This is a genomic window from Francisella sp. 19X1-34 (assembly GCF_041102755.1).
Classification (GTDB): Bacteria; Pseudomonadota; Gammaproteobacteria; order Francisellales; family Francisellaceae; genus Francisella.
In genome coordinates, this window is record NZ_JBGCTX010000072.1 from 1 (window position 1) to 11826 (window position 11826).

The window sequence follows — 11826 nt, forward strand, 5'->3', positions numbered from 1 at the left end:
AACGCTTTCTATCTAAGACATTGAAGAATTACTATAAGTATGATTCTCCTAGCAAAATAAATACTGATAAAAATCCTACTTATAATGATGCTATAGCTCAGCTTAGGCAAGAAAATAATAATTACAAATATATAGAACACCGTAAAGTTAAATATTTGAATAATATAATTGAGCAAGATCACGGTAAGCTCAAAAGATTGATAAAACCGATGCTTGGTTTTAAATCCATGAAGACTGCTAATGCTACTATATTAGGTTATGAATGGATGAGAATGTTTAAGAAAGGGCAATTTAATATCTGGACTAAATTTAGAAATAAGTCTGAAGCCACTTTTATAAATGAATTATTTGATGTCTATAGCCCTAACTGTATCTAATGAAAAGTTAAACCTTTATCTTTAGGTCATTTCTAATAGTTGCAACAGAACCACTATTAATCATTAAATTAACTTTTAATGTCATAGATCTAAAATCATCCTAATTTACAAAATTTTCTTTCTATGCAACCAAATCCATATAAGAGGAATTGCGATAATTATTATATCCACAACAACTAAAATTGAAGTATAGCGAAGTATATCTGTAACATGAGAGAATCCTGGTGGGAAAAACCCAAGTATAAAGCCTAGTGCACACATAAATATTGCTACTACAGATATAGTTACCAATAACCAATTAGTATTTCTTTTACCAACATAAAATACTCTATGAGTGTCCGGCTGAGTAAATCTAAGTCGAATAGCCGCGACAAATACCATAATCCACGCCACTACAGTAAATTGTGATGTAATCGCAACTAATAATGCAAAAGCTGCATATACTGATGGCATTATTAAGAATGCAGTTGATAGCACGATAACTATACAAACTTGGATTCCAAGCATATTGACTGGCATATTAAACCTATTCTTACCCGCCATTACTTTTGGAAAAAGCTGCTGCTCTGCTGCTGTTTGCATACCTCTAGCAGGACCTAAAACCCATGTACTAAGAGCTGCTAACATCCCGATACTTATCATTACTACTATCAAAGGTTTAACATCCCCTAACCCAATTATGTTTAGGACCTGAGAGATACCTTGTATTAAGCCATTTAAAACATTTACATCTTTTACAGGTATAATGATATCCAATCCAACAGTCGCTAAAATAGTTAAAGAAACAATTATCAATGTGGCTAATAATATTGATTTGGGAATATTTCTCTCTGGCTTCTCAATATTTGTCATATGGAAGGCTACTGACTGAATACCTGAATATGAAGCTAAAGTCTTAACTAAAAGAGCATAAGTCCCTAAAGAAAAAGCTGGCAGAACATCTCTCACACCATGATATTCTAAATTACTATGCCCTGATACTACAAAATATATAGCCCCCAAGATCAATAGTATCCCAGGGATTATCATACCAAATACAGCACCGACAATATTTAGTATCACAACTTTTCTTAGCGGTAAGCAGTTAAATAGGCTTATCGCGATAAAAACAACAACCATTACTAACCAGAATGAGATACTTGTATGAGTATTCTCTGCAAAACCTCGAAAACCAATATAAGAGAATGTTGCAATTAATGCAGTTACAGAACTAGGAAAACTTACAACATTATTAAACCACTCAAGCCACATTGCAAGCACACCAGCCTTTTCACCTAAGCCTGCTTTAACCCAGCTGAACATCCCACCATTGTTCTGTGTAATCATACTGCTAAGTTCCGCACATATTAACGATGTTGGTAGTAAAAATGTAATTGCAGCAATTAGATAAAAGAAGATACTTTGTAAGCCAATTGTCGCCATATATGCGATAGAACTTAAACTAATTATCGCCGAGATATTTAGCATCGTTAATGATAAAATCGAAATTTTCTTATTAGATAAACTCATAATTGATATTAAACCTTATATAAAATACTCTTTAACTTTTGGTCTTAAATTATACTCACTGGCCAATACTTTACCATAAGCACCTGCTGAATATATAGCTATTAGATCTCTTCTTTTTAATTTAGGTAGCAAATAATGCCTAGCAAAGACATCACTTGACTCACAAATAGGTCCAACAACATGGTAATGCTCTTTATTAGTTGTATCATTTGCTAGTGCCGCTATTTTATGTTGCGCTTGATAAAGAGCTGGCCTAATTAACTCAGTCATTCCAGCATCAATTATAAGAAAGTTTGTTCCTTGAGTTGTCTTAATAAATAGCACTTGTGATAAAAGTACTCCTGCCTGACCCACTAATGATCTACCTAACTCAAAATGTAACTTCACATCATCACAATATTCAAAGAAATTAGCAATTTTTTTAAAAAAACTTTCAAAGTCTACAATAGCATTTTCTTTAGGATTATCATAATCAATCCCTAAGCCTCCACCAAAGTTAACATGCTTTATATCAACCCCTTTCTGCTGCAATTCTTTTACATGTTTATTTGTCATAACTGCTAAAGACTCAAAAACTTGATAATTTAAAATTTGTGAACCAACATGATAATGTAACCCAACTAAGTTAATATTATTAAGTTTTGTAAAATCTTTCTCAAGCCACCCTATGATGTCTACAAAAGCAATACCAAACTTATCATCAAACTCTCCTGTACTAATATAGCGATGTGTTTGAGCATCAATGTTTGGATTTACCCTCAAGCAGATATTTACTTGCTTTGATTTATTTTTAGCAATCTTATTAATAACTTGTATCTCTTCTAATGACTCACAGTTAAAAATAAAAACATTCGAATCAATAGCCAACTCAATCTCCCAATCTGTCTTACCTACTCCGGCAAATACTATACGACTAGGATCAACTTGGCACTCTAATGCTCTTTTTATCTCGCCACCACTTACACAATCTATACCCATATCATGCTTTTTTACAAAATTAATAATTTCAGAATTATGGTTTGCCTTTATTGCATAATGAATTTCTGCATCATTAAAGCTTTTATTTAATGCTTGTTTTGCGCTACTAAAAGTATCCTCCAACAACTCAGTATCATAAATATAGCAAGGTGTTTTTAGGGAGTTCTTTTGTATATAGCCTAGTAATCTCTTATTATCATAAATAATGTAATCTTTCATTTTAATTTCCTTGAGGCAAATTTGGTAAGTTCCATAACTCTTGCAGTTTATGATAAATCTTCTGAGGCAACTGGACTAATACTGGATATTTTTTATAATCTAATAACTCTACAAGATTTTTAATATTTTTTTCTGACATAGCCGTACACCCTTCTGTACCTATGCTTTGAGATCTCCATTCATGCATAAAAATACAAGAGCCTTTGCTTGCCTTAATGGGATTTTTATTATATTGAATTTCAACACCATATTTATATAAAGGTATTTCAGACATCTTCTCAGAAGATTGCCAGTCTTTCTCTACTTCATTAACATTTATGATTTGATTATAGTATTTCGAATTACTATCATCGATACACTCTATTCCTGTTCGTACATTTATATAGTTTTTCTCATTATTAAAGCTTTTAATATTAAATCCGAAATATTTACCAATTCTCATAACCCCTGCTGGAGCCTTATTATCAGACTCTACCTTTAGTGGAGCATCTACTATTTTTTGAAATGACTTATCAGCCCATGCTAAACCCTTTTTACCAACTACAACTGGAATATCCAAGTTAACTGGCGAGCATTCACCTTTACTATCTTTATTAAAAATAAATAACTTAGCCTGTATACTTTGCCAATCTTTTGTTACCACAACGACAAGTTGCTGAGCTTTTTTTATCATTTCTAGCGATTCTTGATACATCCCATTTAGACCTTGTTAATATTTAAATACTACCTTTAACGTGTTATTAGGAAATAGGCCACAATGTTAAAGTTAGAGCCCTTAAATTCATTACTCATATAATTTAAAAATCCAAAGATATAATTATATTTTCACTTACCTTTTATCTAGCTAAAAACACATCTGATAATAAAGACTAAATAATAATGAATAATTTGCAATTTTTTTACACATAAAATTTAATTATTTGATTTTTATTGAGATAAAAATATTATAAAATCGTACTAATTAGACTTACTTAATTATAAACTAACTAAAGTTAATAATTATCCTATATAAAATAGAATGCTTATATGTTAAATTTCTTGACTATAAATCAAGATTTTTGTTTTACATTAAAAGTATTTATATAAACTTCAAATCACAAAGGAGATGCATAAATGAATGCTCAAAAATACATTGATAGCGTAATTGCTGAAGTAGAAAAAAGAGATGGCCACGAAAAAGAATTTATTCAAGCCGTGAAAGAAGTATTCTCTACTCTTAAGCCAGCATTAGAACAAAACCCTAAGTATATTGAAGAAAATATCTTAGCTCGTATGGTTGAACCTGAAAGAGGTATCTCTTTTAGAGTACCATGGACTGATAGAAATGGTAATGTTCAAGTAAATAGAGGCTTTAGATACCAGTTCAACGGAGCTATTGGTCCTTTTAAAGGTGGTATTAGATTTCACCCTAGCGTATATTCTGGGATTATCAAATTCTTAGGTTTTGAGCAAGTTTTCAAAAACAGCTTAACTACACTTCCTATGGGTGGTGGTAAAGGTGGTGCTGACTTTGACCCTAAAGGCAAAACTGAGCAAGAAATCATGAACTTTTGCCAAAGCTTTATGATGGAGCTTCAACGTCATATCGGTCCAGATAGAGATGTTCCTGCCGGAGATATTGGTGTTGGCGGCAGAGAAATTGGCTATATGTATGGTCAATATAGAAGAGTACGAAACTCTTTTGAAAATGGTGTACTAACTGGAAAATCTCTAGAATCTGGTGGAAGCTTAATTCGCCCAGAAGCTACAGGTTACGGTGCTGTTTTCTTCTTAGATGAAATGCTTAAACACGATGGCGAAACTATGGAAGGCAAAACTATAGTAACTTCTGGTTATGGTAACGTTGCTTGGGGTGTATGTAAGAAAGTCGCTCAACTAGGTGGTAAAGTTGTTACTATTTCTGGTTCAAAAGGTTTTGTACATGATCCTGAAGGTATCACATCTGAAGAAAAAATTGAGTTCTTGCTAAAAATCCGTAATGGTGAAAAAACTATGCAAGACTATGCTAAAGAATTTAATGCTAGCTGGCATCCAGGTGAGAAGCCTTGGGGTGTAAAAGCAGATATCGCTATCCCTGCAGCAACTCAAAATGAAATAGATGTTGAAGAAGCTAAAAAGCTTATCGAAGGTGGTGTTAAATATGTTGTTGAAGCTTCAAACATGCCAACTACTAACGAAGCTATTGAGTTCTTAATGAAAAAAGATATAAACCTAGCTCCAGGTAAAGCTGCTAACGCAGGTGGTGTTGCAGTTTCTGGTTTAGAAATGTCGCAAAACTCAGCTCGTCTATCTTGGACATCTGAAGAAGTTGAAACTAAACTACAACAAATCATGGCAAATATTTTCCATGCTTGTAAGTTTGCTAGTAGCAAATATAATCTTGGCTATAACTTAGTTGCTGGTGCTAACTTAGCTGGTTTCGAAAAAGTTGCTGAAGCAATGATTCAACAAGGTAGATATTAATATACCATTACAACTTTCTTATTTAAAATATTAATCTAACAAACCTCTTAAATTATAAGTTTTTCAACCCATCTCTACTATAAATTAGTAATTATTTATTAAACTTATATACTCTTATTAACTTAAATTTTGACTTCTTATTTCAATATGAAATTTATAAGAAATTCAAAAACATGATAGTATTTAGATAGATTAGGAATAAACCCCGAATCTTTAAATTAAACTATAAGAGGTAAAATCTCATGAAAAACAAAAAGCTAAAAGGGGGCTTCTCATTAATAGAATTAATGCTTGTGATAGCAATATTACAATACTAGCTGCAGTCGCTATCCCAATGTATAGTAACTATACAACTCGAGCAAACATTGCTGCTGAAATATCTCAATTTGGAGGCATTAAAGCAGATGTCGCTGAAAATATTAGTAATGGAAACTCATTACCTAGTGGATCAGGTAACTTTTCTATATATACTACAGGAGCTTTAGCTACTACAGAGCCAGATGAAAACACATCAGCAACTTTAGGTAGAATAACTATAATAAGCAGTGCGTTATCTGGTGCAATTATACATCTACACCCATATTCTCTTTCAAGTGGCACCAATCTTAAATGGAAATGCTTTGTAAATGACTCCGCTGGAATAGCAAGACACTCAAATATTCCTCCAGATTGTACACCAGTATACGTATACCAGTAGAAGATAGTGGCTAATAATCTTAAATAATTATAATCCTTGACTTTAAATTGAAGCGTATTCAAAATGTTTCAATAATCTTAAACACTTCTCCTATTTATATACTGATACCAAATATATGAAAGCTATACTAAACTATAATACAATAATAATCGGCGCAGGTGCTGCTGGTCTTATGTGTGCTATTGAAACTGCAAAAAGAAACCGTTCAGTGCTTGTGCTAGATCACGCTAATAAGGTTGGTAAGAAGATACTTATGTCTGGTGGTGGACGTTGTAACTTTACTAACTATAATATCGCTCCTGACAGGTATATTGCTGATAACCAGCATTTTATGAAATCAGCCTTATCTCGCTATACCCAATGGGACTTTATATCCTTAGTAAGTGATTACAATGTACCATACCATGAGAAAACATTAGGACAGCTCTTTTGTGATAATAAAGCCAAAGATATAGTTAACATACTATTAGACGAATGTGAAAAATATAAAGCTCAAATAAGACTTCACACCACAATAACAGGTATAAATAAAAAAGATGATCTATTTTACATTACTACTCAAGATAGTAACTATATATGCCAATCGCTTGTTATTGCTACTGGTGGATTATCAATCCCAACAATGGGAGCTACAGGTTTTGGTTATAAAGTAGCAAAGCAATTTGGTTTAAAGGTCAATTCTCAGAGAGCCGGATTAGTTCCATTTATATTTAATCAAAAAGATCAGCAGAAATTTACTCAACTAAAAGGAATATCTATTTTTTGTAGAGTCTCTAACGATAAAACACATTTTGATGAAAATATCCTTTTTACACATAAGGGTTTAAGTGGTCCAGCTATATTACAAATATCATCATATTGGAATACTGGGGAATCTATCAAAATTGATCTGTCACCAAACACACAAATCAATAAGTTCTTGAGTCAAAAAAAAGCCCAAGGATCAAAATCAATTATAAAAAACATATTATCAGAGCTATTTCCTAAAAACTTTATTGCTGTTTTCTTTGATGATGGCATACTAAATAAAAGAGCCTGTGATTTATCTATTGATGATGTAAATGCCCTTCATACAAAATTACATGAATGGACTATATATCCTCAAACAACTGAAGGCTATCGCACTGCAGAGGTAACACTAGGTGGTGTTAGCTGTGATGAGTTATCATCAAAAACACTAGAATCTAACAAAATCAAAGGTCTATATTTTATTGGTGAGGTTGTTGATGTTACAGGATGGCTTGGAGGTTACAATTTTCAATGGGCTTGGGCTTCTGGCTGGGCCGCTGGACAAGTTGTATAAGATGAAAAGCTACGTTATAATAAACCCTTAGATACAGATGAGTTGCTACATAATATGAGAATCCCAGCTTCAAAAGAACTAGATATTAAGAAGGCTATATTAAAAGCTATAGAAAATAATACAAGCCCTGCTAAATTAGCAGATAGTTTTGGTGTATCTAAAAGTACGATTTACAAATATCGTAGAGGATTAGCAGAACAAGGATTTATCAAGAAAAATGAAAATGGTGCTTATATAATTCAGCCAAATAAATTCTCAACAAAATCATCAGATGTCCCTAAAACAGCTGATCTTGAGTTATCATATCAAAGTGAGAATTTGGAGGTCAAAGATAAAGAATACGTTCATATCAAAGATCACCATATACAAAATCAAAATGACCAAGCCGATCAGCCTGAAGAAGAACAAGAGGTAGAAGTAGAAGTAAAGGTTTTAAAGAAAGAGCGAAACTTCACACCTATCGAAGAGTCTAATAATAAACAAAAAGGACTATTACAAAGACTATTTGGTAAATTTATAAAAAAAAAAGATTAACCTCTCCTCAAGAACTTAACTAAATATACCAATACAAAAGCCACTATCCCTAATATCAATCCTCCGACAATACTACCTAAGTATAATGGTCGCCAAAACTGATCTACATTTTGCATCACATAGTTTGCATAAGATCGCCAATTTACAATATTAATATTTAAACCCAATAAGAAACTACCAAAAATATAATTAGCAAAATATATCGGCAGCCATGTAACAGGATTACTAATCCATACACAAGCTATAGCTGCCGGTATATTTGCCCTTAAATAAATACACATAATAGCTGTTGGAACCATTTGAAAAGGCATAGGAATCATCATCCAAAATAAACCTATCATTAAAGCTCTAGCAACAGAACCATAACTTAAGCGCCATAAAGGCTTTTTAAGTAATTTTTCTTCTACAAATCTAAGGCCCTTAGTTTGACCAAGAGATTTTTTTAATTTTACCAGCTTACGCGCCCTGGAATAGTTCATACTTAAACTATTAAATACTAAATGTAAGTTTTACATAATTACTATTTTAAACTAAACTAGCAAGTAGTTATAAAATAAATAACTTAAATATGAAAAAACAATCAATATTAATAACAGGTTGCTCTCATGGAGGCATAGGCTATGCTACAGCAGTTCATCTTAAGGAACTAGGCCATCGAGTTTTTGCATCAGCAAGAAAACAAAAAGATGTTGATGCTCTAAACTCTGAAGGGTTTGAAACATATTTAATTGATGTAACTAATTATCAAAGTATAGATAATACCCTAGATGATATTTTAGCTAAAACTGGTGGAACCCTTGATATAGTATTTAATAATGCAGGATATGGTCAAGCAGGAGCTGTAGAAGATATAGAAACAAAATTTCTAAAAGAACAATTTGAAACCAATGTTTTTGGACTTCATTATCTAACAATAAAAGCTATGAAAATAATGCGCAAACAAGGTTATGGTAAAATAATCCAACATAGTTCTGTATTAGGACTTGTTTCAATGAAATATCGTGGTTTTTATAATGCTAGTAAGTATGCTATTGAAGGATTAACTGATACAATGCGTTTAGAGCTTCAAGGTTCAAATATATTTATAACTAGCTTAAATACAGGACCTGTAACTAGTAAGTTTAGAGAGAACTCTATCAAGACTATAAAAAATGTCAATTACGAAAATTCTTCCCATAAGAATGACTATGACAGAATACTTGTGCGACAAAATAAACCTATACCTTTTAATGAACCAGCATTATCAGTTGCTAAAGTAGTTGAGAAAATAATTAACTCTAATAAACCTAAGCCAAGATACTATATAACAAAAGCTACTTGGATTATGGCAATATTTAAAAGAATACTTTCAACAAAAACTCTTGATAAAGTTCTTACTAAATATTAATTGATAAAAATAAACTTTAATTATTTTACTTTTCTAAACTTAAACAATAACCACCCTATAACAATAAATACTACAGGACCTAAAATTAGCTCAAACTCATATATTGCAATATCATAAAACCCTTTTAAATCTCCAGGTGGCTGAAAACTAAAGATAATGCCTAAGGAAGTCGATATAAAAACTAAAGTGCCTAGTATATATTTATAAGTCTTATCCATAAGCTTTATGTAAGCAACTACCAAATATAAATAAGGTATAAAATAAAGTACTGTCGCCATAAGTATCAAAGCCTGATACATTAGGTTTACTGATGGTAAGAAATTAGTGAACAATACTATCAATGTCACAAGTATTCCCATAAATATTAAAGCATTCCTAGGTGAATCATGCTTATTAGTTTTGTGTAGCCATTCAGGAAGTATTCCTTTGGGTGTACATTTAAAAAACATAACTACAGGAGCTAAAAGCCAAATACTTACCGCAGCAAGCTCAGCAAATGTGAGTAAAAATGCCATAAGCCTTGGAAACCAGTCCCAACCAAATCTTTGCCCAATCACTTCAAATGCTTGCATAAGTCCAGAAGCACTATTTATAGCATCTGGTGAGGCAACCAAATTTAAAGCTACTGTTCCTAATATATATAGTCCTAATAAAATAAAAGCTGAAATCATCAGACCATAATATAAATTACGTTTAGCATCTTTTACTGAATTTGCAAAAGTCGGGATAATCTCGATACCTGCCATTGCAAACATAATAATTGTTAGAGTTGAAAGGTTATGCCAAACATTATCGTGAGGTATTATATTTCCTAAAGAAAAATCTGTTGCACTTTGCCCTACCATTAAATATGCAATAAAACCCAAAACAATAATCGCAATGGCAGGCAAAAATGAACCTAAGACACCACCAACATCAACTAAATATTTATTTGCCTTTAGTCCATAAAAACTAACAATTGTTACTAGCCAAAAAGCTGTTAAAACCACAATCGTAATATAATAATGATTACTAACTAAATCAGGTCTACCAATAAAGTATGCAAAATTTGTTGCTAAGAAAATAAGTACCGCTGGATAGTAAAATACAGTATTAACCCAATACAGCCAAGCTACCATAAAACCAGCTTTTTCACCCAAAGCTCTAACAGTCCATGAGTAAATACCGCCCTCATCAGGATGCTTCTTAGATAGTTGAACTGCAATCACAACAAGTGGTAAGAAAAACATTATCGCACCAAGTATCCAGAAAAATATTGCCGAAGCTCCTAAACATGCTGCAACAGGTATCCAACGAATACCAAAGTTAGCAGTAACTGCCATTATTGTTACATCTTTTAGACCTAAAACTTTATTATCAGTTGAGACTGAACCCATAACTATACTCTTATAAAAAAAGAAATAATAAGTTTTATTATATGTAATAAAAAATAAATGTATAAGAATATTCTAAATATTTGGAAAAATAACTATCATATCTAAAACAGATAATACAAAATCATAAAATGTCACAAGTAAAAATATTTGGTTTAGAAGATAACTTAAAAGAAATTAGAGCGCAACTATCTGAGATAATTCATACAACAATAATTGATGTACTATCTTTTCCTAAAGATAAGAAATTTCACCGTTTTATTTCTTTTGATCAAGAGAATATGATTTTTCCTAATGATAAAAGTCAGCAATATATAATTATTGAAATTATGATGATGAAAGGAAGAGAAATAAGTATAAAGAAAAACCTAATAAAATCACTACTCCAAAATATAAATAGAGAATTAAAGATTGCTCTTAATGACATTGAAATTTGTATTATCGAAAGTGAGACCTATAATTGGGGATTTCGAGGAATCACTGGTGATGAGATAAAACTAAACTATAAAGTTAACTTATAAAGGATTTTTTTAGATGGAATTAAAAAATATTGTACCATGGGGACGAAGTCTTGAAGAATACAGACAAATGTTTTTGCTCTCAGAAAATGACTTAAAGTCAAAAATTTTAGGTTGTGGTGATGGGCCTTCAAGCTTTAATTATGAAGCAACTAATATAGGTGGAAATATTACCTCTATAGACCCAATTTATAAGTTCTCCAGAAAAGATATAAAACAACGAATTATTGAAACCTCAAAAGAAGTAATCGAGCAACTTAGAATAAATAAAGACAAATATGTATGGAGAAATATAGAATCTATAGATGCTCTATATGATATTCGCACAAAGTCTATGGATGATTTTCTTAGCGATTATGAACGTGGCAAGTCTGAAGGCAGATACATATATAATGGGTCTTTACAGATAATTGTGTAAATTTTAATTAGGTTATATATTTTAAATATAACAATAAGGGATTTACAGAA

The 11826-nt window shown here is 31.7% G+C and carries 14 protein-coding genes; 9 read left to right on the forward strand and 5 right to left on the reverse strand.

All coding sequences use genetic code 11. From position 1 onward, the window contains the following. The coding region (locus AB8E56_RS09975; protein WP_329480640.1) for a DDE-type integrase/transposase/recombinase at positions 1 to 377 on the forward strand (377 nt) is incomplete at its 5' end. A gap of 105 nt (positions 378 to 482) precedes the next feature. On the opposite strand, the gene AB8E56_RS09980 is transcribed toward AB8E56_RS09975, so the two are convergent. The 3 genes from AB8E56_RS09980 to AB8E56_RS09990 are packed head-to-tail and all read right to left on the reverse strand — an operon-like array spanning position 483 to position 3777. Continuing rightward, positions 483 to 1886 carry an APC family permease gene (locus AB8E56_RS09980; RefSeq protein WP_329480642.1) on the reverse strand — a complete coding sequence of 468 codons (1404 nt, stop codon included), beginning with the start codon at positions 1884 to 1886 and terminating at the stop codon, positions 483 to 485. A 15-nt stretch (positions 1887 to 1901) separates the two neighbouring features. Continuing rightward, positions 1902 to 3083, reverse strand: coding sequence for a diaminopimelate decarboxylase (gene lysA / locus AB8E56_RS09985; RefSeq protein WP_329480644.1), 1182 nt, complete (start codon positions 3081 to 3083; stop codon positions 1902 to 1904). A 1-nt stretch (position 3084) separates the two neighbouring features. Beyond that, entirely contained in the window at positions 3085 to 3777 is a 693-nt protein-coding gene (locus tag AB8E56_RS09990) for a L,D-transpeptidase family protein (protein ID WP_329480646.1), read from the reverse strand. Between the two features lie 419 nt (positions 3778 to 4196). Here AB8E56_RS09990 and gdhA point away from each other — a divergent pair, with 419 nt between their 5' ends. The 5 genes from gdhA (at position 4197) to AB8E56_RS10015 (ending at position 8080) form a co-directional block, all read left to right on the forward strand. Beyond that, positions 4197 to 5546 (forward strand): NADP-specific glutamate dehydrogenase, encoded by a 1350-nt coding sequence (gene gdhA, locus AB8E56_RS09995; RefSeq protein WP_329480648.1) that lies wholly within the window; start codon positions 4197 to 4199, stop codon positions 5544 to 5546. 242 nt (positions 5547 to 5788) lie between these two features. Then, positions 5789 to 5863, forward strand: a complete 75-nt coding sequence (locus AB8E56_RS10000) for a type II secretion system protein (protein WP_329480667.1) — start codon at positions 5789 to 5791, stop codon at positions 5861 to 5863. 17 nt (positions 5864 to 5880) lie between these two features. Beyond that, complete coding sequence (locus AB8E56_RS10005) at positions 5881 to 6243, forward strand: pilin (protein ID WP_329480650.1); 363 nt, start codon at positions 5881 to 5883, stop codon at positions 6241 to 6243. Positions 6244 to 6358: 115 nt separating this feature from the next. Next, the gene (locus AB8E56_RS10010; RefSeq protein WP_329480653.1) at positions 6359 to 7546 is read left to right on the forward strand and encodes an NAD(P)/FAD-dependent oxidoreductase; all 1188 of its coding nucleotides are present in this window, start codon (positions 6359 to 6361) and stop codon (positions 7544 to 7546) included. A 54-nt stretch (positions 7547 to 7600) separates the two neighbouring features. Continuing rightward, on the forward strand, positions 7601 to 8080 hold the full coding sequence (locus AB8E56_RS10015; RefSeq protein WP_329480655.1) for a replication/maintenance protein RepL: 480 nt from the start codon (positions 7601 to 7603) through the stop codon (positions 8078 to 8080). Here AB8E56_RS10015 and AB8E56_RS10020 read toward each other — a convergent pair. Continuing rightward, entirely contained in the window at positions 8077 to 8559 is a 483-nt protein-coding gene (locus tag AB8E56_RS10020) for a DUF2062 domain-containing protein (protein WP_329480657.1), read from the reverse strand. The genes AB8E56_RS10015 and AB8E56_RS10020 overlap by 4 nt on opposite strands. Positions 8560 to 8648: 89 nt before the next feature. On the opposite strand from AB8E56_RS10020, the gene AB8E56_RS10025 reads away from it, so the two are divergent. Further along, complete coding sequence (locus AB8E56_RS10025; protein WP_329480659.1) at positions 8649 to 9467, forward strand: SDR family NAD(P)-dependent oxidoreductase; 819 nt, start codon at positions 8649 to 8651, stop codon at positions 9465 to 9467. Positions 9468 to 9487: 20 nt separating this feature from the next. On the opposite strand, the gene AB8E56_RS10030 is transcribed toward AB8E56_RS10025, so the two are convergent. Then, a complete protein-coding gene (locus AB8E56_RS10030; protein ID WP_329480661.1) occupies positions 9488 to 10843 on the reverse strand; it encodes an APC family permease in 1356 nt (451 codons plus the stop codon). A 128-nt stretch (positions 10844 to 10971) separates the two neighbouring features. Between AB8E56_RS10030 and AB8E56_RS10035 the strand changes: the two genes are divergently transcribed. Together AB8E56_RS10035 and AB8E56_RS10040 are read left to right on the forward strand one after the other, a co-directional pair. Beyond that, the gene (locus AB8E56_RS10035) at positions 10972 to 11361 is read left to right on the forward strand and encodes a tautomerase family protein (RefSeq protein ID WP_329480663.1); all 390 of its coding nucleotides are present in this window, start codon (positions 10972 to 10974) and stop codon (positions 11359 to 11361) included. Between the two features lie 13 nt (positions 11362 to 11374). After that, positions 11375 to 11776, forward strand: coding sequence for a hypothetical protein (locus tag AB8E56_RS10040; RefSeq protein WP_329480665.1), 402 nt, complete (start codon positions 11375 to 11377; stop codon positions 11774 to 11776). Positions 11777 to 11826: the final 50 nt, after the last annotated feature.

Coding starts and splice junctions, on each gene's coding strand:
- AB8E56_RS10030 (WP_329480661.1), bottom strand. CDS start 10,843: ATGGGTTCAGTCTCAACTGATAATAAAGTTTTAGGTCTAAAAGATGTA.
- AB8E56_RS10040 (WP_329480665.1), top strand. CDS start 11,375: ATGGAATTAAAAAATATTGTACCATGGGGACGAAGTCTTGAAGAATAC.
- AB8E56_RS10010 (WP_329480653.1), top strand. CDS start 6,359: ATGAAAGCTATACTAAACTATAATACAATAATAATCGGCGCAGGTGCT.
- AB8E56_RS10020 (WP_329480657.1), bottom strand. CDS start 8,559: ATGAACTATTCCAGGGCGCGTAAGCTGGTAAAATTAAAAAAATCTCTT.
- AB8E56_RS10025 (WP_329480659.1), top strand. CDS start 8,649: ATGAAAAAACAATCAATATTAATAACAGGTTGCTCTCATGGAGGCATA.
- gdhA (WP_329480648.1), top strand. CDS start 4,197: ATGAATGCTCAAAAATACATTGATAGCGTAATTGCTGAAGTAGAAAAA.
- AB8E56_RS09980 (WP_329480642.1), bottom strand. CDS start 1,886: ATGAGTTTATCTAATAAGAAAATTTCGATTTTATCATTAACGATGCTA.
- AB8E56_RS10015 (WP_329480655.1), top strand. CDS start 7,601: ATGAGAATCCCAGCTTCAAAAGAACTAGATATTAAGAAGGCTATATTA.
- AB8E56_RS09990 (WP_329480646.1), bottom strand. CDS start 3,777: ATGTATCAAGAATCGCTAGAAATGATAAAAAAAGCTCAGCAACTTGTC.
- AB8E56_RS10035 (WP_329480663.1), top strand. CDS start 10,972: ATGTCACAAGTAAAAATATTTGGTTTAGAAGATAACTTAAAAGAAATT.
- AB8E56_RS10005 (WP_329480650.1), top strand. CDS start 5,881: ATGTATAGTAACTATACAACTCGAGCAAACATTGCTGCTGAAATATCT.
- lysA (WP_329480644.1), bottom strand. CDS start 3,083: ATGAAAGATTACATTATTTATGATAATAAGAGATTACTAGGCTATATA.